The 24145-nt window shown below is 48.8% G+C and carries 19 protein-coding genes; 5 read left to right on the forward strand and 14 right to left on the reverse strand.

Annotated features, from left to right (window positions below):
* Positions 1–71: 71 nt before the first annotated feature.
* On the reverse strand, positions 72–5270 hold the full coding sequence (locus tag ACJJIE_RS14205) for a DUF748 domain-containing protein (RefSeq protein ID WP_444892106.1): 5199 nt from the start codon (positions 5268–5270) through the stop codon (positions 72–74).
* A gap of 258 nt (positions 5271–5528) precedes the next feature.
* On the opposite strand from ACJJIE_RS14205, the gene ACJJIE_RS14210 reads away from it, so the two are divergent.
* The 3 genes from ACJJIE_RS14210 to cobB all read left to right on the forward strand — a co-directional run bounded on the left by ACJJIE_RS14210 (position 5529) and on the right by cobB (position 10232).
* Complete coding sequence (locus ACJJIE_RS14210; protein WP_444892107.1) at positions 5529–7811, forward strand: slr1591 family oxidoreductase; 2283 nt, start codon at positions 5529–5531, stop codon at positions 7809–7811.
* Positions 7812–8018: 207 nt separating this feature from the next.
* Positions 8019–9326: an NAD(P)/FAD-dependent oxidoreductase gene (locus ACJJIE_RS14215; RefSeq protein ID WP_444892108.1), complete on the forward strand. Its 1308-nt coding sequence runs from the start codon at positions 8019–8021 to the stop codon at positions 9324–9326.
* Positions 9327–9521: 195 nt separating this feature from the next.
* Positions 9522–10232 (forward strand): Sir2 family NAD+-dependent deacetylase, encoded by a 711-nt coding sequence (cobB, locus tag ACJJIE_RS14220; protein ID WP_444892109.1) that lies wholly within the window; start codon positions 9522–9524, stop codon positions 10230–10232.
* Here cobB and ACJJIE_RS14225 read toward each other — a convergent pair.
* Positions 10229–10792, reverse strand: coding sequence for a SixA phosphatase family protein (locus tag ACJJIE_RS14225; protein WP_444892110.1), 564 nt, complete (start codon positions 10790–10792; stop codon positions 10229–10231). The two genes, cobB and ACJJIE_RS14225, sit on opposite strands and share 4 nt — an antisense overlap.
* Before the next feature lie 169 nt (positions 10793–10961).
* Entirely contained in the window at positions 10962–11438 is a 477-nt protein-coding gene (locus ACJJIE_RS14230) for a DNA binding protein (protein ID WP_282931121.1), read from the reverse strand.
* A gap of 550 nt (positions 11439–11988) precedes the next feature.
* On the opposite strand from ACJJIE_RS14230, the gene ACJJIE_RS14235 reads away from it, so the two are divergent.
* Positions 11989–12435 (forward strand): CBS domain-containing protein, encoded by a 447-nt coding sequence (locus ACJJIE_RS14235; RefSeq protein ID WP_282931120.1) that lies wholly within the window; start codon positions 11989–11991, stop codon positions 12433–12435.
* 11 nt (positions 12436–12446) lie between these two features.
* Here the strand turns inward: ACJJIE_RS14235 and ACJJIE_RS14240 are convergent, their stop codons facing one another.
* The 3 genes from ACJJIE_RS14240 to ACJJIE_RS14250 all read right to left on the reverse strand — a co-directional run bounded on the left by ACJJIE_RS14240 (position 12447) and on the right by ACJJIE_RS14250 (position 16403).
* Positions 12447–14288, reverse strand: a complete 1842-nt coding sequence (locus ACJJIE_RS14240) for an SLC13 family permease (RefSeq protein ID WP_282931119.1) — start codon at positions 14286–14288, stop codon at positions 12447–12449.
* Positions 14289–14414: 126 nt separating this feature from the next.
* On the reverse strand, positions 14415–15005 hold the full coding sequence (locus tag ACJJIE_RS14245) for a hypothetical protein (protein WP_282931118.1): 591 nt from the start codon (positions 15003–15005) through the stop codon (positions 14415–14417).
* Positions 15006–15812: 807 nt separating this feature from the next.
* Positions 15813–16403: a hypothetical protein gene (locus ACJJIE_RS14250; RefSeq protein WP_282931117.1), complete on the reverse strand. Its 591-nt coding sequence runs from the start codon at positions 16401–16403 to the stop codon at positions 15813–15815.
* Positions 16404–17212: 809 nt separating this feature from the next.
* On the opposite strand from ACJJIE_RS14250, the gene mnmH reads away from it, so the two are divergent.
* The gene (mnmH, locus tag ACJJIE_RS14255; protein ID WP_444892111.1) at positions 17213–18304 is read left to right on the forward strand and encodes a tRNA 2-selenouridine(34) synthase MnmH; all 1092 of its coding nucleotides are present in this window, start codon (positions 17213–17215) and stop codon (positions 18302–18304) included.
* Between the two features lie 17 nt (positions 18305–18321).
* Here mnmH and ACJJIE_RS14260 read toward each other — a convergent pair whose 3' ends face one another.
* The 8 genes from ACJJIE_RS14260 to ACJJIE_RS14295 all read right to left on the reverse strand — a co-directional run bounded on the left by ACJJIE_RS14260 (position 18322) and on the right by ACJJIE_RS14295 (position 24111).
* A complete protein-coding gene (locus ACJJIE_RS14260) occupies positions 18322–19251 on the reverse strand; it encodes an SDR family oxidoreductase (protein WP_282931114.1) in 930 nt (309 codons plus the stop codon).
* A 23-nt stretch (positions 19252–19274) separates the two neighbouring features.
* Positions 19275–19649 carry a VOC family protein gene (locus tag ACJJIE_RS14265; protein WP_444892112.1) on the reverse strand — a complete coding sequence of 125 codons (375 nt, stop codon included), beginning with the start codon at positions 19647–19649 and terminating at the stop codon, positions 19275–19277.
* A 55-nt stretch (positions 19650–19704) separates the two neighbouring features.
* Entirely contained in the window at positions 19705–20073 is a 369-nt protein-coding gene (locus tag ACJJIE_RS14270) for a DUF2750 domain-containing protein (protein WP_108734659.1), read from the reverse strand.
* Between the two features lie 61 nt (positions 20074–20134).
* Positions 20135–21496, reverse strand: coding sequence for a 23S rRNA (uracil(1939)-C(5))-methyltransferase RlmD (gene rlmD / locus ACJJIE_RS14275; protein WP_444892113.1), 1362 nt, complete (start codon positions 21494–21496; stop codon positions 20135–20137).
* Positions 21497–21537: 41 nt separating this feature from the next.
* Positions 21538–22245, reverse strand: coding sequence for a M48 family metallopeptidase (locus ACJJIE_RS14280; RefSeq protein ID WP_413663460.1), 708 nt, complete (start codon positions 22243–22245; stop codon positions 21538–21540).
* A 33-nt stretch (positions 22246–22278) separates the two neighbouring features.
* The gene (locus ACJJIE_RS14285; RefSeq protein WP_444892114.1) at positions 22279–22707 is read right to left on the reverse strand and encodes a hotdog fold thioesterase; all 429 of its coding nucleotides are present in this window, start codon (positions 22705–22707) and stop codon (positions 22279–22281) included.
* A gap of 83 nt (positions 22708–22790) precedes the next feature.
* Complete coding sequence (locus ACJJIE_RS14290) at positions 22791–23405, reverse strand: DUF2799 domain-containing protein (protein ID WP_444892115.1); 615 nt, start codon at positions 23403–23405, stop codon at positions 22791–22793.
* Between the two features lie 55 nt (positions 23406–23460).
* Complete coding sequence (locus tag ACJJIE_RS14295; protein WP_108734664.1) at positions 23461–24111, reverse strand: MBL fold metallo-hydrolase; 651 nt, start codon at positions 24109–24111, stop codon at positions 23461–23463.
* Positions 24112–24145: the final 34 nt, after the last annotated feature.

Raw genomic sequence — 24145 nt, forward strand, 5'->3', positions numbered from 1 at the left:
GGCAGCAAGACAGAAGTGCACTACGAAAACCTGCACCATTATTAATATAGATATTAAGGTTACATACTTACTTAATTCGAAAATTCCACCCTTGGGTCACCAAAATCCTTACCAATATAGTCAGGTGCGCAAGGGATCAATTCTGAAGCTTCTATTCCCGCATCAATCAAATACTTTTCGACATTTCGACTGCGCTCCATTGCCAAATTTTCAAGCTCTTCACGAAGTTCCAGAGACGGGTTTCGGTAAAAAGCAACCTGGGCTCTTCCGCTTCTACTCATACCTGCCATGGAATAGGGGTACAGAGCTTGCCAGTCCCGGGCATTAGAGATGCCGCATACTCCTGGCCGTGCGTCAGGGTTTTTATGTAAAACAATGACCATACGCTGTAGTTGTGTCAGTGCTAAATTAGTTAATTTTGCACTTCCAGGCTCAAAGTCAATAGACGCAAATGATTTCGCCCTGAAACGCCCCCAGGCATAACGTGCTAACAAATAAACGCCATAGGGAGTTAAATAGCTTATCAAGGCATCTATAATTGCCTTTTGTAGCAACTCACTAAATACAAAACTAAAGGAGAACTTGGGGTCGCGAATATTGCCGCTAACAGGCATGCCAAACTTGATATCCCCCCGCCCGTCTTTCAGTAACCATAGAGCAATATTCAAGGGAATCAGCGTGGACTTCACCGGTAGCTGATCATCTTTCCGCACCCGGCGAACTTTTAGTTTTTCCAGTCGTATATCGGCAAAGCCATCGAGTTCATTTTCAAATACCCGAATATTAACTACCGCATCTCCCTGCCCCTGAAGGATTTTGTAACCTAACAACTTGGCCATATAAGGCGTAGCAGGTATCAAATTTACGCTGGTGAGATATCCGGTAAGATCAGCATTCCACTTTTTATCTCCCAAGTAATCTACAGTTCCTCCTATCTGAACCTCACCAAATCCACCAGGTCTTCCATTAACAACAATCACCGCAGGGGGGTGTTCGGCCAAGTTACTTAAATCACTGAGATTAAAGTTGATATCCCGGACCGGTAAGCGGGCCCTGAATTCATCTTGATAGTCTACCCAACTAAAAGTGCCATGTTTTAGGTAGAGGTCACCGAGATGATAAAGTAGCGGCGGGCTGCCCTCCTCCCTGAAAGCAAACGTGTCAATGCCACCAAAGCCTCGCAACTCATTAATTTTTCGGGCTACCGGAAACTTCCCCGATAAATCCCTTAAGAGAATAAATCGAGGGCGCAGAAAGTCGATAAAACCAACAGTGAGTGTTTTCTTAGGGCGGTAGTAGCTCAAACCTTCAACCCACAGGGACTTAAAATCAGCCATCCATCTATGGCGATCAAAATCCAAACTATCCGGGTTTCTCTCAAAAAAATGAAAGTGAATTGCCTCACCACTGGCAAAGCGCCACTCGGTATCGGTAAAGAGCAAATGCGACAAGGTTATGCTTTCACCGTGCACTAACTCTTCCCCAGAAGGTGAAAGCAAAGTGATGCCATTGACCCTCACAACAGCAAGTTCTGCCCCCTGACCACGGCGGTAGTTTCCCTCCAGCATTAAACTCGAGAAGCTGAAGCAATGATCTCCCTGATCCAGATAACCACTGGGAAAACATCCTGCAATTTCCTTAAACTGTAAATCCTTGAAGTCAACTCCCTGCCGGCTGATATTTAAGTGCCCGGCCCCCATACCGAATACAGATAAAAGTTTAAGTGGCAATTCCTGTGGAAAATTTTGCTCATGCAACTGTACATTACTTATTTTTATCCCAGAAAGGATAAGCTGCCTACCGCCAGTGCCATTAATACCTTCTGCCTTGCCAATACTAAAGGCCCCAAATTCATAACAGGGCGCAATCTTTTCATCTTTTAATAGTCCCCCTGGCATACATCCCCTCGCACCAGAGGCTTTCGCCAAAGATTCCCCTTGCAAGGAGATATTATCAATTTCAAATTTTGGTATTTTCAGTGGCCCCAGATTTTTCCTGGGTATTGATAACCCAACCATTTCTACAGAACCTTGAACTGACCAGGGGTGTGACAATTTGATTTTCTGTAATCCCGGCATGGATAATTTATCAACCCCAAAACAATGGTGGGAGTCACCTGCCCTGGCCCGACTCAGCTTATCCACAGTTACTGCAAGCCCCGTATCCTGCGTACACACCCGGATATTCTGCAAGCTTAGATTCGACACCGAGAACTCTGCACCGCTATCCCAGATAAATCGACTCCAACCCAAGCTCTGCACACCAGCTTCTAAATAGCCGCTACCCTTTTGCCAAAACGCGATAGGCTTACTCTTTAACGGTCCTAAATCCAACCGGGGGGCGCCTGAATCTATACCCAATTTTACCCAGGAATCACCAAAGCTTATTTGTGGGGTCTCAATGCAATCGGCAAGCCCCATATCTTCATTATTTTCAGAAGAATAAGACCTCAACCCACAAAGCAGAACATCATCGATATTGAGCCCATAAAAATCGAGAGTATTGGAGGAAAAAGACATTCTCTTAGTGAATACTCGCCCCAGTTGCAACATGGGTACAGTTTCGAAGTCCTCCTTAAATTCCACTTCCTCGATCGACCAACCGCTATGCCCTACCGAATGGATGTCTTGCCCAAATACACAGGTCGGTATCGATTTATACTTCTCTGCTAGCCAGGGAAGACACAAGGTTACTCTGTCAGCAGCAACATCCTGCAATGCAATTTTTGACTGGGTAGGTTTTTCCCGGGACCATAGCAACTCTAGCTTTGGTATAAGTACACCTCCAATGTCAAAAACATTCGCGCCAGACAGGTTTTTCAGCTGCACGGATTGAATTGCTGAGTCATCCATATTGGCAATTAGATTGCGTTGGCTGAAATAAACGAAGGAGTAATCTCCCAGTGAAAGGCGCTCAACATCTACACAGTGAATATTTAGTGAACTCACTTGCCTACCGCCGGGAAAGCAGCCACTCAACTGCTCAGCATTTGCACCGGGCAAAGCGACATAAGATTCAGAGTCTGGTGTACGTCTATGCCTTAGCCTGGCAAGGGGTAGCTCTATCATTTTTAAGTCAAATAATTTTCTGCCCCCTTTTGTCTTTGCTTCAGCACTAACCACGGATATTTTTTTTACAGAAAGATCTATCCCCTGCTGCCAAGATATAAAGAGTGGCTCCCTTTGCTCTAATGAGCGGATATCAAAGCAAACTGGCAGATTTTCGTGGCCTTTGTTGGCGCGATAAAATAACCTTTTCCAACCTTCAGTGAGACAGCCAGCCAGTTTCTTCAAAACAAGGTTTTTAATTTCCAGGTTTGGGTTTTCTATGCTGGCCAGCCCTAAATCGTCAGGATTTTTATCCGCATCAATATTTTGTTGATCCAGTCTTCCTTTTTCGGTGCCGTAATTATCATCACCAACTCCTTGAGGAATACCCGGCAACTGACTGGTCGCCGCCCAAGGATTATTTGTAACCTTTCTTTTAAATAAGCTATCGCCACTTTCAAACTGCTGTATCAGTAAGCCATTTCCTGCACCCGCGGAATCATTTAGAAGTAATCGGTGAAGGTGCAGTTTTCCCAAAATGGCATAGCCATCTTCACCTCCCTGCCAGGCAAAATGTCCCCGCCCTGAAAAGCTGTTTAAACGTGCGCACAAAGGCTGCCAATCCGAGGGGAGAAAGTCCTGCGGCAAACACCCTGATAGTGACTGGATAAAAAAGTCCTGAGCAGATAGCGGGCCGTTACGACCTATTGTATCAATGGCCTGCCAGCGTAGGTCCTGTAGCTTAGCTCTGGGACGGCCTCTGGCACCTATTGAAAATTGAGCCAATTGCAGAGGACCGCTGGAAAGCCCCCAATCAATATTGTGTTCAGCAGAGCCGAACTGAAAGGCAAATTCCTCTGTACTTTTGAGACCAACCATAGAGACACAGTGATCGGGCTTCTGCCACAGACCGCCCGGTACACACCCATTGGCTGTTTCAATCGCGAGGTGGGCAAAAGATAATATTCGCGTTTTGGCATAAAACTGAAGAGGACCAAATACGCCATTATTAGCCCTGATGGGATGGCTGGTAGATCGAGCCATATCCAAGAGGTAGCCCCGATTAATTGAACTGGCCCCTGTATTTATTTTTAAGCGATCGTTCCAGTCGAAAACCGTTTTTTCCGACAGGTCTAAATTAGCCGCTCGCAGGCACAGGTGGGAATTGGCGTTACGCAGATGTCGTGGACACCAATCAAATGCCTGGGCAAAGCCTCGCCTCCATCCCAAGCGCTTTTTCGGGCGCTCAAAATTAAACTCACTGATGCTAATAACCCCGGCCCGCCAATCCTGCCAAAGGCGATCACTGTGCCTCAGTACAACACTCTCACCATTGAGCTGCCGCCACTGGGCACGAGCTTTGCGGCCAAACCCGAATTTCATATCACCTTCTGCGGCAAGCCGACGGGCGGAGGCGCAATGTCCAATCAGGCTTTGCAGCCCTGCTATTGCATCGGCCCAACGCTGTGGCGGGCATCCTATAAAGTATTCCGCAGTAAACTTGTTAAGATCTGTATTGAGGCTCGGCCAGGAAAAATTGACCTGAGTTCCTTCCAAACTGCCTATCACCGTGTTGTATCGTGATTTACCTCCCTCCCAGGCCAATAAATCACTGACCTGTACATCCCCAATAGCAATATCTACATTCAGGGGAACATCACCTTTGCGCCATAATGCCAGCGTAAATTTATCGGTTTGGAGTTTGCCGATGGCTGCGCAGGTAGCTTGGTTCCAAATAGGCTTGTGCAGGTAGCAAAGTTCACTATCCCGTATCTGGGCGCGACCGATAAGCAGCCTGAAATCGCGATCCTGCCGCGCTCCACCTCCAAGATTCCAGCCACCCACCTCCCACTCCCGGTACAGTTCACCCGGGTAAGATTGCAGGTCCATATAGGCACCGCTCACCGATGCCTTGGGCAAATGAGCTCGCCCCCATATCAGTTGCCACCAGCTGTAATCGAGCATTACCTCATGAGCAGAGAACCCCCGCCCTTCGCGATTCTCAGCTTTTACATCAACCGCTATAACACTTAGATCCAGCAGCGATACGCGTAGGTGATCCACGCGGAATTCAAGGCCTCGCTCCTCCATCCAGTCGCCAGCTTTTACCCGCACCCAATTTGCTGCCCACCAGTGAAGAACTTCCACCAGCAATAGCCCAGCTAGTAGCCACCAGATTAAGCGACGAAAAAAGGCACTCTGAGAAGCGGGCTCTGGGGGCATTAGAATTAAGCGCCAGAAAATGAATTTTACGCAGATTGCAACTGCAATTAGGCCCATACAGTAAAGACCAGCACCTGGGGATTTTTTTGCCTTGGCGCTGCTATTCGCGATAATAACCAGCTGCGTCGTCCATTCGCTCGCAGTCAAATGCGAACTGTCTACTATTTATCCAGGGGTGTATTTGCGCGGCGCGGAAGTTTGGGAAGCCAGTATCCTTACCGCCTCTCATTTTTTCTGTTACCCAGCCAGTGAGTAGACATGCAGGAGCATCCAAACTACCAGGACATCCTTTTGGTCGGCGGCGGCCATAGCCATGCTATTGTGCTGCAAATGTGGGCCATGAACCCTCTGCCAGGCGCGCGTCTGACCCTGGTCTCTCCCCAGGTGCAAACCGCCTACTCCGGCATGTTGCCCGGAATGGTTGCGGGCCATTACTCCTTAGAAGACACTCATATAGATCTGGCCAGGCTCTGCCGGGCCGCTGGTGCCCGCTTTATTCAAGCCTGTGCACACGAAATTGACATCGATAATCGCACCGTATCCCTATTGGGCAGGCCTCCCGTAGAGTACGACCTGCTCTCTTTGGATGTCGGTGCGACTCCCGCCCGCGAGTTACCGGGCTCCGAATTGGCAATCCCGGTAAAGCCTATCGGGCATTTCTACCGTTTCTGGCAAAAGCTGCAAAAACAGGTTGGTGAAAACACCTCGCCCTTCCGCTTGGGAGTTGTCGGCGGCGGTGCCGGAGGCTGCGAGCTGTCGATGTCAATGGCTCACGCTTTACAAGGTGCCGTTAAGAAAAAGCAGGTAGAGGTTCACCTGATTCATGGTGCCGCAGCGATTCCCCAGGGCTATCCGGTCAGAGCGCGCAAATTAGTCTCAAAGGAGATGCAAGAGCTAGGGGTTCAGTTACACCATAACTGGACCGTTAATGAAATTACCGAACAGGGTGTCGTTAATGGGAGCGGTGACTGCCTGCCCCTCGATCAGGTAATACTCACCACCAATGCCTGTGCTCCCCCCTGGCTGGCCAACTCGGGCCTGTCCCTCGATGACAAAGGCTTTGTGGTGGTGGATCAAACACTTCGCGCCCAGGGGCGGGAAGACGTTTTTGCAGCTGGTGATGTGGCCAGTTTCGCCCCAGAGCCTCTACCCAAGGCCGGGGTTTACGCCGTTCGCCAGGGGCCAGTTCTATTTCACAATCTGCGCGCCTCCCTGACCGGACGCCGCTTAAAACAATACCGGCCACAAAAAGATTTTCTCAGCCTGCTCTCCTGTGGTGGCAAGCGGGCTGTGGCAGTTCGAAATGGCTTCGCCGCTGCAAGCGGTCTGATGTGGCGATGGAAAGACTCTATCGACCGCACATTTATGCGACGCTTCAGTGAGCTGCCAATGGACATGGCTAATCACACTGCCAAAACCAAAGACATCGTCGACCAGCGCTCAGGCTCTTCTCTATCTCCTATGCGCTGTAATGGCTGTGGCGCAAAAGTTGGAGCCGACATCCTGCGCCGCACGCTGGCGACCCTTCCGGATCAGCATTCGGAATACCTGTTAAAGGGCGTCGGTGATGATGCCGCAGTTATGGACCTGCCGGCTAATCATTTATTAGTGCAGAGCTCCGACCAACTGCGTGCACCTGTAGATGATCCGTGGATATTTGGTCGCCTGGCGGCTCTGCACGCCCTATCCGACCTATTTGCTATGAATGCTCGACCCGCCACTGCACAAATCCTTGCAACCCTGCCTACGGCTGCAGAGGAAATTACCCGGCGAGACCTACAGCAGTTGCTCGCAGGCGCCATCCACGAGCTGAACCGGCACCACTGTGCCCTATCTGGAGGGCATACCGCCGAAGGTTCTGAAATGCTAATGGGCCTAACCGTCAATGGATTTTCCGAGCGGGAGCAACTCCTGGAAAAAACGGGGGCCCGCGGGGGAGACAGCTTGATCCTGAGCAAGCCATTGGGAGTAGGTACTATCCTGGCAGCAGAGGGCGCGGGAGAGGCTAAAGGCCTATGGTTGCAGCAGGCGCTGGAAACCATGTTGCATAGTAATGCCGACGCCGCAGAGATATTTGCCCGCCATAACGCCAATGCGCTGACAGATGTCACGGGCTTTGGCCTGCTGGGCCACCTATTGGAAATGCTCGGCCCTGAAGGATTAAGCGCGACACTGATCGCTGAGAATCTACCGCTAATCTCCGGCGCCGCCACTTGTATCGAGCGCGGATGGCTATCCAGCCTGCAACCGCAAAATGCCAATGCCTACGCCTTTGTGGAAAACCCCCAGGAGTGGCAGCGGTTACCCCAGTGGTCGCTGATTACCGATCCACAGACTTGCGGGGGGCTCCTCGCTGCTGTTCCTATTGACCAAGCCGAAGCCTGCGTGGGCGCACTGCTAGAACGCGGTTACACCCAGGCGTCAATAATCGGTGTAGTAACGGACTCACAGAATCCAGAAGTGAGCGTACACTTGCGCAAGTCTGCAGACTGGCGAGCGCTAATTTCACAGGACAACGAGACAGTACCAGGCCAGGTTTAAGGATTTTGCGAAACCGAAACAACAGCCGGTTATGAGCTTTGTATGATTTCTATTGAGAGAGGCCTTCACCGACTTTATTAACTTGTCATCTGTCTTTCAGCGCGACATACTGGCGTTAGAAAAAACATCGGTGACATATTTCCCGATACCAAAAAAGGTCTTCACAGATTGGGGAGTCGGCTTTTAGCAATCGACAGGAAGACCCCTATGAAAAAGATCGTCATTATTGGCGGCGGTGCCAGCGGCCTGCATTTGGCTACACGGCTCGGTCAATATTTTTCTTTTACCCCTTTCTTTAAGCGCCGCCGCAAGTCCCCCGCTGCACAAGTTACTCTGGTTGATCGAAATCGCACCCACCTGTGGAAACCACTGCTACACCAGGTTGCCTCCGGCGCATTGGATGCCAATATGGATGCACTGAATTATCAGGTGCATGCCCGCATTCACGGCTATGAATTTCAGTTGGGTAGCCTGCAGTCCCTGGATCGTGAACGACAGGTAGTCGGGCTCGGACCTGTTAATGATGAGGACGGTAGCGAGTTAGTACCCGCACGGGAATTGGAATACGATTATTTAGTGCTGTGTATCGGCGGGCACAGTAACGACTTTCATATCCCCGGCGTCAGGGAAAACTGCTTTTTCCTGGATAGCAGCAACGAAGCACAAAAATTTCACCAAAACCTTCTCAATCGTTTCCTGCGGCTGGAGACACATGTTGATGATAAGTTAAAAGTGGCAATTGTTGGCGGCGGTGCAACCGGTGTAGAACTCTCTGCTGAATTGGTGGATGCCGTAAAACAAGTCGGCAACTATGGACGCATTCGTCCCAATGCGATGGAAATCACCTTGATAGAAGGGGGTGAGCACCTACTCCCAGCACTACCAAAACGAATTGGAAATAATGCTGAACGCGAACTGGCCAAGATGGGGGTTAATATCCTTACGGGCCACCATATTGCTTCAGCAAACGAACGTGGACTTACCACCTCCTGTGGCAGGGAACTCCCAGCCGCAATCCGAGTGTGGGCTGCCGGCGTCAAAGCTCCGGGATTCCTCACCCAGCTGGATGGCCTCAGTACCAACCGACTCAATCAAATCGAAGTGGAAACTACTTTGCAGACCCAAACTGACGCAAAGATATTTGCCATGGGGGACTGCGCCAGTTGCATCGATGGCAATCACCAGCGAGTGCCTCCGCGCGCCCAGGCAGCACAGCAAATGGCTACCCTGGTTGGCGACAATATTATTGCCCTATTTGAAGATAGACCTTTGCATCATTTTTATTATCGCGATCGAGGTTCTCTGGTATCCCTCAGTCAGTACACTGCCGTTGGCAACCTGATGGGGGCGCTGGTTAAAGGCAGTCTTACCGTAGAAGGGCGCCTTGCTGGCCTTGCCTATCGCTCGCTCTACCGTATGCACTTGGCGGCAATTCACGGCTGGCCGAGAGCTATGCTGCTCTACCTAATCGGACAGGCGAACCGGTTTGTGAAGCCGAAGCTCAAGATGCACTAAAGGATCAATTCCATGGAGCTAAGGGAAAATTAGAAAGTTAGTGCAAAATTAACTAATAGCGCTACCAATAAACCCTGCACATGGAAGTGCCAGGGCGGTAACATTATGAGTCACACCAGCCCATCAATTAAGACCTCTGAGCTGGATGCGAGCTCCTCTGTAGATCCAGGCAAAGCCCTAGCGTGAAAATATAAAATGAAAAAACAGTATCAAAAAATCGTTGTACTTACCGGCGCAGGAATTTCAGCTGAATCTGGCATAGGTACTTTTCGCGGTGCCGATAGCCTGTGGGAAAACCATCGCCTGGAAGATGTCGCAACGCCAGAGGCATTTGATCGCAATCCGGCACTGGTACATAGATTTTACAATGAACGCCGCCAGCAGCTGCTATCTGCAGATATCCATCCCAACCCCGCCCATCTCGCCTTGGCCGAACTGGAACAGAAATTCCAAGGGGATTACTTACTGGTTTCTCAAAATATTGACAACCTGCATGAGCGCGCGGGCAGTGAGCAGCTAATTCATATGCACGGAGAGCTACTAAAAGCGCGATGCCGTAGGAGCGGAAAACTATATCCCCTCAATTCGGATCTTTCGATAGCTGATACCTGTAGTTGCTGTCAGCAGGCGGGAAACCTTCGCCCCCATGTGGTCTGGTTTGGAGAAATGCCTCTGGAAATGGAAACTATCTATCAGGCGTTGTCCGATTGCGACCTATTTATCAGCATTGGCACATCTGGAAACGTCTATCCAGCAGCGGGATTTGTTGAATGTGCCAATCAGGCTGGAGCTCACACCATAGAGTTGAACCTGGAGCGCAGTAGTGTCGGCGATGCCTTCAAGGAACACCGCCACGGACTGGCGTCACAGGTAGTCGATACTTTTATAAAAGAAATTATTAATTAAGATGACTCTGAAACTGCATTTTCTGCCTGCGAGGATTTCATCGGGCCATAGCGCTGTATCAAAGTGGTTACTCCCTCATTATCACGCACAAGGATATAGAGTCGGTCAAACTCACTGGCCTCTCGAATGGGTCGCCCTTTTTCACCGCCGAGCAATTCCGCCAGTTTTGGAGTGGTATTGCTGTGCCCAACCACTAAAATTCGATTTCCCGCCTGCTGCAAAGAGTTAGCAAATTCTTTTAAATCTCTGGGGTTATAAATTTCCACTTCAAGCCCCAGCTCTTTTGACAGAGGCTCAACCGTTTCCCGGGTGCGGTTGTAGTCAGTGCTATAGATAGCATCTATACCCACTCCCCCAAGAATATAGGCGAGTTGCCGTGCACGCTGCTGGCCCACCTCAGTCAAATGAGGGTCGCGACCCACCCCGGGCCCTTTCTCTTTTTCTGCATGGCGTATTAAGTAAATAACCTGAGACTGAGAAGAGTCGGCTAAAACCCAATTTGAAGCCCCAACCAGAACAAAAAGTGTACAGAAAATAAACAGCTTAAGTCTTGAAAGCACAGTATAAACTCCCAGGTAAATAACGGGGCAGACATATGCTGAATATAATAAGGTAAGTAAAGAGAGGATGCGGTGAAAATGCCAAATAATGCGATGAATTAAAATCGAACGATTTTTGAAAAAATATTTGATGCCGGATATCCGGCATCAAATTAGTGGTCATCCAGAATTAGATTTTCCACTCTTTTACGGTGTCCAGACCGTACTCATCAATCCACTGGCTCAGGGCCTTAGGATTACGCTTTTTCTTTTCAACAGTAGCGCCGGTATACGGGTTGCGATAGTGACCAGTTTCCAGCTTGGGCTCTGCTGCCTTTGCTGCCGGTGCTGCTCGACGGCCGCGACGGGGGCTGTCACCTTCCTTCTTGAGGTGACGGGCAACGCGAGCCTTCAGGGTTTGTACGTAGTCTGCTGGATCTTCATCACCCAGCTGTGCTACCAGCCATTCAACGATTTGCTGGCCACGGGCAACGAAGAACTCCTCTTCATCCATGTGGTATTCAGCAGCAAGGTTTACCAGTGCTTTATCATAGGCAATTACGCCATCTTTCTTGCGTTCAGCCTGAGCCATTTGCTCTTGTAACTCTTCGATTCTTGCCTGATGTTCGGCGATTTGTTGTTCAAGTTGTTCGTATTCCTGAAACATTCAATAAACCTCAACGACGGTTATTAAAAAACACAGAGATATATCTGTGGCGCTGGGCGACACAGATTGTTATTTCGGATATACCGTGTAAAAAATCAACAAACACCATGGCTGGCCAATGGCAAGCAATTTAGTGATGTTTAGTCCGGCATATTATGAATTGCCCGATATACATGAGTAGATACCACTACACATCGTGTAGTTCTGGTGTTAGGTATATTCGGCAAATACATTATTAAAAACTAGCCGATTTCAGCTCGGTTCGGCAAACACTCCGAATCACTGATTATATTTTTCGACTGAGGTCGCGAATAATAATCTTTCACCGGCAAATATCAACCATTTGTGTCCCTACCTTTGAATATAATAGGAATAATTCAAAATAAGGGCTAAAAAGTGTAACAAAGGCGGCCATATCTGCAATCTTAAAAGGATATCCCTAGGGAGCGCAATTAGCTATATTGTAGCTGCAGTCGTCAATTGCAAATTAGTCGCTGTGTAACGGTAATCGAGCATATTGCCAAATACAATTGGATACCCAGATCATACTATGTCCACTCACAATAATATCCACCATATACCGACTTTGGCCGCTCTGATGACGCCATTTCCCTACCATATCGATATCAATGCCACGGTAGAGGATGCTCTGGCAATGATGGAGGAGCACAAAGTACGCCACCTGCCGGTAACACGTGCAGGCGACTTGGAGACGGTCATTTCCCGAGGGGATATCGAAAGAGCCAATGCACCGGGACACCGTTTAGAAGAGCAGCAACTTTATGTACATGACCTATGTGCCAGACGTCCCTTTATTGCAGATATCCACGACCCGTTAGATAAAATTCTCTTAGCTATGGCAGATACCAGTATTGGTTCGGTACTGGTTATGCGGGAAGGCGAGCTGGTTGGAATTGTAACTGTGACTGATATTTTGCGCTTTTGTAGCAAGTTTATGGCGGAGTTGGCCCAGCCGGTAGACGATTCTATTGCTTGAACTCACTGCGATTACAGGGGCCAAACCCAAAGCAACATGGGGATACTCACAACGAGTACCAACAATTCTAGTGGCAGCCCCATTTTCCAGTAATCACCAAATTCAAACCCTCCCGGCCCCAGAATTAGGGTGTTATTTTGGTGCCCAACCGGTGTTAGAAATGCGCAAGAGGCTCCAATTGCGACAGCCATCAGGAAGCTATCTGGATTCACCGCCAGTTGTTCTGCAGTACTCATGGCAATTGAACACATCACAGCCGCAGTGGCGACATTATTCATGAAATCAGACAGCGTCATGGTAACTACCAGGATCAGCCCCAGGGCCAAAACAGCGCTGCCCTGAGCCAGGACATCCAACAGAACCTGAGCGACCAAGTCTGCAGCTCCCGTTGACTCCATCACATCAGCAACAGCAATCAAAGTCCCCAATAGCACGACTACGGACCCGTCGATAGAGTCATAAACATTTCGCAGCGGCACTATCTTCAACGCCATAAAAGCCAATACACAAGTGGCGAACGAGATTGCTGCCGGCAATAGGCCGAACGCTGCACCAGCGACACCAAGCACCATAGCCAATAGGGCAATGGCCGCCTTCTCCTTGTTGGGAATGCTAATATCCCTTGAGGCCAGAGGCACACAGCCCTTTTCCCTAGCAAAGCTGTTTAGGTTTTCATCGGCCCCCATCATTAACAGAGCATCACCGGCCAGTAATGGTGTCGAACGCAACCGGCGCACCGAGCGGCGCCCCTGGCGCGAGAGTGCTAGCAAGTGAATCTGGTATCTCGCTGCAAGGCGTGAAAACCTCATAGGGCGTCCCACTAAAGGGGAGTCTGGCATAACAACCAACTCCCGCAGCTGCATTTCGGTACGATCCGCAAGTGCTTTTATTGGGGGCTTATTCTGAGAATCACTCTCGGTATTATTGCTGCCCGATTGTCGAGCCTTACCCGATGAATCTGCCCCAAGGGCTCCCACTGTTTTCAAACTGAGATTGGACAAGCAGGTGGCAAGGCTCTCCGGCTCCGCCTCAATGACCAAAATGTCACCACTATTTACTTTATGCCAGGGAGTCGCGGGAGAGACCCTGGCATCATTGTGTACGACACCCACAACTTGGGCATCTTCTGTTCCCAGCATCTTGGAAATTTCACGTAGATTCTTACCGGCAGCTACACTTTTTTCCTCAACAAGTGCTTCTGTTAAATATGTGCCAGTTTCAAAGGAGGAGGCCCCCGTTCGGTTGCGGACAGGCACCAAGCGCCACCCAACAAATGCAATAAACAAAACTCCAGCTATCGCAACTGCCAGCCCCACCGGGGTGAAATCAAACATACCATAGCTACCGGCGCCAGAATCCGCCCGAAAACCGGAAACGACCAAGTTTGGCGGTGTACCTATCAGTGTGGTCATCCCTCCCAGAATCGTTGCGAAAGACAGGGGCATCAAAACCCTCCCCAATGCCACTTTCTGTTTCTCAGCCATATCCACAGCCACGGGCATTAATAAGGCCAACGCGCCGACATTATTCATAAAGCTCGATAAAAACGCACCGAGCCCAATGAGTAACAATATGGATACTGAGATACTCCCGCTTTTGCGAACAACTCGTTGTGCAAGTGCATCCATTGCACCGGTATTTTGTAAACCGCGACTCAGGATTAACACACAAGCTACAGTCACAACCGCTGGATGCCCAAAACCAATAAAAGCATTTTCCGGGGGAATTAACCCCGTAAAGACACAAGTCAATAAGGCTGCTAAAGCAACCATATCGTGGCGCCACCGCCCCCATATAAACAGGGTTATAGTGATGCTTAAAATAATCAGGATTAGTAACTGGTCAACAGTCATAGAGAAAGATATCCCTGAATATTAAAGCTGATCAGATTTCTGTTCAGCTATCTATTCAGGGTATACCCGGGAAACTACATGGAGCGCACTTCTACGCCAGAAGCCCCCATATTAGAGGTACCAAACTTAAGAAAAAGTAACCGCGCGCTCTTCCAATGGATAAAATTGCGTGCCTACTTTAATACAAACCTTACCAGGACTACAGGAGAACCAACCTCTATACCCAGTCACCTGAATATTTTTATGAGTGCCGCCCATTGCTTGGCGCAAACGTTGAGCCCAAGGTCTTAACTTTTCTCCATCGTACCCAGAACCACAGGCACACACATGTAAATTTACAAAATTAGCGGGAAGCCCTTCTTTGACCAGAGTAGTTGCCAGTTGCTGAGGCGTATAGGTTTTCCACTCTCCCCCTTGCCACTCTTCCCGACCATTTACATAAATTTTTTTCTGTTTATTGTCGCTGGTGGAACGTTCAGCACCAATATATTTTCCGTCTGCTGCCCCTGTGCCATGAGTTACAATATAGAGCGTGTCTGCCGGATTCAGCTTACTCAGGCACTGGTTCACCCATCGATACATGGCTTTACCAACGCCCGATGTAACCTTATTGGCCAGAATTTGATTTACAGGTATTTTCCAGGCCTTAGCTAAATTTTCAGCGTACTCCTGCATTTCTCCACTGCCAATAGGGATATAGATATATTCTTTTGCCATTTTTCTATCCTTTCTAGATTCCAGAGCAATTCGCTCTTGTAAAATCTATGCACTTCCAAAACTATATTTAATAAGCCGCACTATTTTTTGGAGTTCGAATGTTACTCCTCGTGACCGTCGTCAGTATCAGGTTCAAAAAGTGAACTCAAAATCTGATTTCAGGGGCAACAAATTAAAATTCATTCTCTCATATTGACTGTCAATATTTGTCAGAAATATCAATCTGTCACCTAACGGCAAACACTAACAATTAGACTTTAGACAACATGCCTATTTATTATTCACGGAACTCTCTACAAAACATCAGGGCATTAAATCTGGAGGAATAGGGGACTTACTGGCGAGCAGATACTGTAATTTTCAAGATCAGTTTTATGAATCCTGCTTTGCTCATGACTGGCCAACGAAACTTATCTTTCCATAGAAGAATTTCACTACTGAATAACTATCAATGTACAAACGAACTTAAATTTTAGCCAAGAAATGACCAATATACACAGGCCAGGACTAATCGGTATTTGGTGACACATAAAGTGCACAGTTGGAAATACGGAACGGAGTGTTTAAATAAGTCGCCAAGTGCTTTAGATGCCCGGCCCTTTTTATAGGCAAAGGGAGAGTATGGTAAAGTACAAGCTAAATATTGATACAGATATTTGGCTTATACTTGAACAACTTATTTGTGGAGTTATATATGTGAGTATCATTTACTGGTAAATGAACTAACATGCACCAACTTTCTGTTTGCCCTCATCCCTGAAGAGCAAACTTAGTTAGACATTAGAAATATTCCGTGTTATGTCACTCTTAAGAAAAAGTAACTGCACGATCCTCCATTGGGAAAAACTCATGCCCCACTTTAATACATACCTTATTTGCACTACATGAGAACCAACCCAAGTAGCCCGTAACTTGAATGTCTTTATAGGTACCCACCATTTGTTGGCGAAGGCGCTGAGCCCAGGGCCTCAGCTTTTTTCCATCATAGCCTGAACCACAAGCACAAACATGTAGGTTTACAAAGTTGGCTGGTAGGCCTTCTTTTGAAAGGGTAGTAGCCAGCTGCTCTGGAGTATATGTTTTCCACTCTCCGCCTTGCCAGGTAACAGCCCCCCTGTTAACGACTTTCTTCTGCTTATTACTGCCAACCGATCGCTCTGCACCAATCACTTTACCATCAGCAGCTCCAGTACCATGAGTAACGATGTAAAGTGTATCTGCTGGAGTGAGCTTACTCAGACATTGATCCACCCAGCGATATATGGCTTTGCCACGCCCAGAGGTTGCTTTATTCGACAATATCTGATTTACAGGGATGCTCCAAGCAGTCGCAAGATCCTTAGCGAACTCCTGCATTTCCTCACTATTTATGGGTATATAGATATATTTTTTTGCCATTTTTACTTACTTTTTTATATCGGGTTTTGTAGCAGTGATGACAGGCTATACATAGATAAAAATATGGCCATCAAATTGAAAAACAACCTGACTAAACCACACCTACGAGTCACCCCTCAAAAACTTTAAAATGAGAGCCGCAATAAATATCTCAAAAAAGCGAGAAACCTTTCATTAACAACCTCAAGAAGGAAAAATAAATCCGTTAACAGAAAAATGGCAAGGAAAATTATCTCACATCAAACACCCTTCACAAACCAACAAGAAACAGCAGTACAATCTTATTTCCTGCACATTATTTTGATAATTAGGACTTCTGTCCGCTGAAACTCGCAAACACCTTGCCAACTGCAAAAATATTGCACTCACAAAACCCCTGACACTTCAACAAAAACCTCTCACACTTCATCGAATGACAAAAGTGTAGTGGCCATTGATATAATTACGCAAAACAGAAGCACTAATTGAAGGGAAAACAAACAAACTAAAATATTAAACACTTTGATGAAGCCTAAATTTTAGACCAATCAAATACTCAACAATAAAAATGACAGGAACAAATTAGGGGCTAATTTAAAACCATATTAAATAGCTTTAACCACATACGTATAATGCACATTAAAAGTGAAATAGACATCCAATTTCATTACAGCATCAGCAATTAAGCATGGGCAGATAATATATTAAAACAAATTACTATCGCCCGCCCATCTATAAGCACATAAAACACGACACTCCCAGTAGGCCTCCATATAGAATGGCGATACAATAGGGGCTAAAATCACTATAAGTTTAATGGGAATATTACTTTGCGGACAGATACTGCAAATTTTAAAAAACTGTTTTTAGAGGATACTCCCCTCTTAGATGTACGTGCACCTATAGAGTTTTCCCGGGGCGCATTTCCCTCAGCAGATAATTATCCACTATTGGATAATCACCAGCGTGAACTAATTGGTACCGCATACAAACATAGTGGACCGCAGGCAGCCATTGATTTGGGCTGGGAGCTGGCTACAGAAGAAGTAATCACTGCCCGCCTCGCTTACTGGAAAAGGTTCATCAATCACTCTCCCAATGGCTATCTCTATTGTTTTAGGGGAGGACTACGCTCCCGCATATCGCAAAAGCTGCTTCGTGCAGAAGGGATTGACTATCCAATGATAAAAGGGGGCTATAAAGCGATGCGCAATTACCTTCTGTCAGAATTGGAGAAACAATGTAAAAGCCTACCCCTGGTCGTAATTTCGGGATATACGGGAAGTGGAAAAACAGAGCTGATCAATTGGGCTCAACGATCTATAGACCTTGAGGGCATCGCTAAACATCGGGGTTCCAGTTTTGGCCGCACTGACAGCGAGCAGCCTTCACAAATCAATTTTGAAAATAGAATCAGTATTGATTTATTAAAACTCTCCCAACAGCCGGGCAATGTTGCGATCGAGGATGAAAGCCGGTTAATCGGATGCTGTGCCCTCCCCCCCACACTGCAAACCGCGATGAAAGCGGCTCCTCGAGTACTTGTTGAAGTGCCCTTGGAAGAGCGGGCAAAACGTATTGTGCGCGATTATATCAATGAAGGACTCAAGCGTTTTGCGGCCATTGAAAAGCCCCCTGTACAATGCTTAGGGGAAGAGCTGCGTTTCAATCTCAATAAAATTCAAAAACGCTTAGGTGGTCAGTGCTATAAGCAGCTAGATGAGGCATTGATTTCAGCTAATCGCGAACTGGAACATCATGGTAATAGCGAGGCCTACATCCCAGTAGTAGTCTCGCTACTGCAGAATTACTACGATGGCAGCTACAACCACCTTATGGAGAAATCTAAACAGGAGATCCTATTCCGTGGTACCTATAGTGAAGTACAGCAGTGGCTAATGGACTCCTGCCAAGTAAACTAAAAGAGGCAATTAGGCCATCAGGTTTTAGGTGCCAGACGATTCAACTTGAAACGCCGCATTAAAAACCAGTCCCTAAAACTGCGCGGCAGCCAGCGGGCCATCCAGGGCAACAGGCTGCTGCGATTACCAATACGCACCAAAGGACGAGCGCGTTTTCGCAGCAGCTCACGCACCAGCTTTTTGGCCAGTGTGCTTGCCAATGTAGCATTCTGTTGGGACTCCTGGGCACGGGCCCTAACCGCCTCTTCCTGCCGTTTATACAGGGAGTCCGGCGGCAAAAGACCGCGCAGGGATGTCTCAGCGTGGCGACCAAATTCCGATGCGATCGCACCGGGTTGCACCGTCATTACCCGAATGCCAAAAGGTTTTAGTTCAAGTCGCAAAACATCAGAAATGGAGTGTAGGGCCGCTTTAGAAGCACAATAGGCACCGGAGAAAGGTGTGGGCATTACCCCGGAAACCGAGCCGATATTACACACAATTCCGCCCTGCTCCGAACGCATTAAAGGTACACAGGCCCTAATCAGAGCGAGAGGGGCAAATACATTGGTTCGGAACTGCTTTTCCAGTGCTCGCGTGTCCAGTTCCAGCAACGGCCCCATCTGACCGTAACCGGCGTTATTGACCAAAATATCGAGCCGCCCGTATGCCGCTTTTACTGCGTGAACCACTCGATTGATATCCGCCTGGGAATTCACATCCAAGGCCTCAGTGGCAATTCCCAGGTCCGCCAGCTCTTGTAAACTTTCCGGGCGGCGCGCCGTGGCAATCACTATGGTTCCCCGGCGATGTAGCGCCAAAGCCAGCTCCCGCCCAATACCGCTTGAGCAGCCGGTAATTAAAGCCACTCGATCCGGAACCACATAACCCCGCCCAATTTGCGCAAGGCTTTCCGCAGCAAAACTTCGATTGGGGGAACGAAATCTGGAAATGGGCGGCTTATCCACAGGAACTGCTCCGTTTAATGGTCCTATCTCTCAATGGGCGTTTGCAGGTACTCGATCAATCCGAAAACATTGCCATAGGGGTCGAGAAAGCTCGCCATCAGCACACGTCCAGAAACTTCCTCTATATCCGTGTGCTGCCGCACCCCCATAGTGCCGAGTCGCTCAATCTGCGAGGCCAAATCCAAAACCTGCCAGTAAGCAACTACACCATCGGCCCGGCTAATCGCGCTGCGCGCATCGGCATTTAATCCAAGCTCGCAATCACCAATACTAAACGCCGCATAGCTATCGCTTTCATAGCTGGGTTTCTGTTCGAGTACCTGCGTATACCAGGCCACAGCCTCGGTAATGTTGGCAACTCCATAGACTGTTTTGCGCAAGCCAAGAATCTGCCCCATTTGAGACACCCCGTTGAGTAATTTTTATCCACTGGGTGAGGCACTATGGCGCAGTTTATTGCAGCTCTTGCTCCAACTGCTCCAGTAGGTCCAAGGGCTCCACCTCAACCCCTTCCAGTTCGGCGTTCCAGTTTATCCCCACCAATAAGACATCTTCATGCATGCCGGTGAGCCAGTCATCCATAAATTCTTCCAGGTCAATTGCCACTGCCTCATAGTCAGCCCAGTCTCCTTCGCAGTGGTCTTGTGCAAATTCTCTTTGCGACCAAAAGGGCATAACCTCGGTATCGGCCCGCTTTTCAGACTCACAAAGTGCAAAGCCCTCCTCACCCTGCAGGGCCCAGACGCAGCCCTGGCCTACAGCTTCAGGCAAAAAGCGCGCGCAATTATCTTCAAAATTATCGGTTAGGGTTTCGCTTTGCATAACAACTTCGCTTAAACGGTTTTACCGCAGTTTACGTTAGTTTTCCCGGCCTCAATAGGCCCTAAATTCTGTCGAATACCGCCATCGACTCAACATGATCGGTATGGGGAAACATATCCATGACACCCGCCTTACTCAACCGGTACCCCAACTTCACCAATTCACCGGCATCCCGGGCCAGGGTGGCCGGGTTACAGGAGACGTAGACGATCCTACTGGCAGAAAATCGCGCCAATCCGCGCACAGCCTCCAGAGCGCCATCCCTCGGCGGGTCCAACAAGATTTTATCGAAACCTGCTTCAGCCCAAGGCGCACCTGCCATTTTTTCGTTCAGGTCGGCAGAATAGAAGTGCACATTTTGTAATTGGTTCAAAGCGGCATTGTCCTCACCCCGTTGAGTTAAAGCGCCGACACCTTCGACTCCGATCACTTCCGCTGCACGACGCGCCAATGGCAGGGTAAAATTCCCCAATCCACAAAATAAATCCAATACGCGCTCGGAGGGTTGCGGATCGAGTAACTCAACGGCTCGACTCACCATCTGCCGATTCATCGCAAAATTAACCTGCACAAAATCCTGCGGTTTAAATCTCAGCGTCAGGTCAAATTCCGGCAACTGATAACTTAGATAAGCGGCTCCTTCTGTCGGCCAGATTCTCTCCAGGGAAGCATCACTGCCACCTTGTATATACAGGTGTATACCAGTGCTTTTAGCAAATGCTAACCAGAGCGCCAAGTCCTTATCTGACAGGGGCTTTAAATGGCGGAGCACCAGAGCTGTCACATCATCTCCAACCGCCACTTCCAGATGAGAAAAGTTTGCCCGGCCTTCACTTTCGCCAACAAGTTTTTTTAGCGACCCTAAATGTTCGGCAATTTTTGTATGTAGTACCGGGCACTCATCAACATCTACCAAATCATTGCTGTGCTTTTTTCGAAAACCAAAAAGCAGCTCGCCACCCTGGGACTTTTTTAATTTGCGAATGCCGATACGGGCCTTGCGCCGATAACCATAGGCATCAGCAGTTAACGGCGGCAGTATTTCTTCGGGTTCAATACCGCCAAAACGCAACAACTGATCCAAAAGAACTTTTTGCTTTTCAATAATTTGTGCCGATGGCTGCAGGTGTTGAACCGAACAGCCTCCACATGAATCTACATAGGCACACTGCGGCGCGCACCGATCCGCTGAAGCCGATATGACGTCCTCAACAATTCCCTCATCAAAACGGCCGCGCCGTGCGGTATAGCGGAATTTAACCTGCTCTCCCGGTAAGGCACTATCAATAAACACCGTTTTGCCACCTACCCGGGCAATACCACGCATATCGTGACTAAATTTTTCTATTGTCGCTTCAGCGCGGCTCGGCAAGTTTTTTTTAACCGGCTTGCGGCCAGTAATAAAACGGGGCTTCTTACTCATAATTAATTGGGAGAATTCAGTACAACTAAAGAATAGAAAAATTACAGGGTCAAACGGTGACCGTTATCCCGCAACCAGCGGCGCAACTCTTTAAATCTGGGGCACACACTTTGGACCAAATCCCAGAAAGCGCGGCTGTGGTTATGGTGTTGCAAATGGCAGACTTCGTGAGCCACCAGGTAATCCACTATAGGTTCAGGAGCGAGACAAACAAGCCAGTTAAACTGCAGCTCACCGCGAATACTACAGTGACCCCACTTGCTTTTGGTACGACGGACTTTTACTGATGAAATACTTAACCCCAGCTGCTCGGCCAACACATGGGATTTTTGCGTTAACAATGCCAATGCTTCCCGCTGGTAAAGGCGTTGTAAAGCAGTTTGCAGCTGCGTGTCATCAGGCTCGCGATAGCGGGTATAAAGCCCGATAGCACCATCGCCAATACCGGCACTTTTACTGCTTGTCGCACGCTGTAAGGGAAGCTGCTGTCCCAGCCAGGGAAAACTCTCACCAAAAGCGTACCGATATTGCGGCACCTGCGCAGCGCGCCGGTCGGCTGCGAGTAACTGCGCTCTCACCCACTGGATATTTTCCTGCAGGAATTCATGCCCGTAGCGGGCTGCGCAACGCTGTGGAATTCGCACTTCCACACCACCGGAAGACAGTACCAGCCCCAGACGCTTGCGCCGGCTCGAACGCACCAAGCGATAGGGAATATCTTCAAAAATAAAGTCCTGGGCCTGTTTCAAGCGGGATCTCCACTCGCAACCCAGGAGCTAATACTAGGCACCATGAGCTACAACAGCCATGGTAATGCGAGAAATACAACTGAGTTTCCCATTGGGTGCATAGATCAGAATTTCCCACACCTGGCTGCTGCGCCCAATATGCACGGGTTTTGCACGACCTCGAACCTCTCCCTCGGGGACAGGGCGCAGATGATTGGCGTTAACTTCCTGACCGACACAATAAAATTTATCGGTATCCACTAATAGGTTGGCACCTATGGAACCCAGTGTCTCCGACAATACGACATTGGCACCACCATGCAAAATACCGAAGGGCTGGCGAGTGCGATGGTCTACGGGCAAGGTCCCTTCCAGGTAATCATCGCCAATTTCCGTAATTTCCATTCCCAGGTAGCCGGGCATGCATTGGGATATTCCCTGGTTCAGTTCTTCCAGTGAAGGATCTAAATGCCAAATTGCCATTACAATAAATCTCTTGTGCGTGTAATACCGGAGCATTAACCCGGACTTCTTTACATATATTCAGGGCCAACAATTTTTTTTACTTACCAATAAAATAATCTGGCAGAAAAAAATCCGGGGGGATAATAGCCGGGCGTTAAATGCGTGGGGCCAAACAAGCCATAACGAAACAACTCCATATCCAACATCCGCAGCTCCCAGCGAAGGCGGCTGCGCTGCAAGTACAATGCCTGGGCCTGGGCTTCACTATCAGTGTTCCGATAGGCGTAATGCAGGGAGAGCAACTCGCGTTCTAAATTATCCCGGCGCCACAAAAGGCGCTGGTAATGCTGCTCTATACGGTATTCGGCGAGACCGCGCTCGTAATTCTGTAGAAACAAATCAGCAGTAGGGCCAGTGCAAACCCCTTGGTAATTCCGTCCCCTACGCCCCTGGTGATAGCCATTTTCTGCAGTGCAGTAAGTCTCTACACCCTCTTCATGGCCCTGCAACCATGCATCGCTATCCACATGCATGTCGTAGCTATCACATTCCCGGGCAATATCGTACACCAGCGACTGTGAGCGACCGCGAGCGCCGTCTTGCAGGCCCCGCTCATACCAGAGCCCCGCGCGGCACTCCTCTTCGGAAATTACTGCGCAGCCGCTTAACCCCAGCACCAGCAAGGCGAGAAAAAGACGTATTTTTCCTGCAAACATAAAATGGGACTCCCGGCGCTGTACTTCCCGCCTGTTATTGGAATCCAGGTATCACTTAACCAAAGCGCTTGTCGGCGACAAAAGGATTGGTTTGGCGCTCCTGGCCAAAAGTGGACATGGGGCCATGTCCCGGTACAAATTGAACCTCATCACCCAGCGGCCATAGGCGCTCTTTGATAGAGCGAATCAGGGTATCGTGATCTCCCTGGGGGAAGTCAGTGCGCCCGATCGAACCGGCAAACAAAACATCTCCCACCAGAGCCAACTGGCTGGGGCGGTGGAAGAAAATCACATGGCCGGGGGTATGGCCCGGGCAGTGGTGCACCTCCAGTTCCTGATCCCCTACAGTAACCGTATCTCCCTGCTCCAACCAGCGGTCTGGAGTAAATACTTCGACAGCGGGGAAACCAAACATCTGCGCCTGCATGGGCAACTGCTGAATCCAGAAATCATCGCCTTTATGCGGCCCCTCTATCGGCAGCTGGAGCTGCTTGGACAACGCCGCAGTGCCGCCTACATGGTCCAGGTGGCCGTGGGTCAGCAGGATTTTCTCCAGCTTGAGACCGCGCTCCTCCACCGCCGCCAGAATCTTATCGAGATCGCCACCGGGATCGACAACAGCCGCGCGCTTACTGTCTTCACACCACAGCAAGGAGCAGTTTTGCTGGAAAGGAGTAACAGGAACCAGGTGATATTGCAGCGACATAAGAAAGCGGCCCTTCATCTTTTACAGGAGACTA

The sequence above is a fragment of the Microbulbifer maximicatervae (SeqCode) genome (assembly GCF_052467325.1).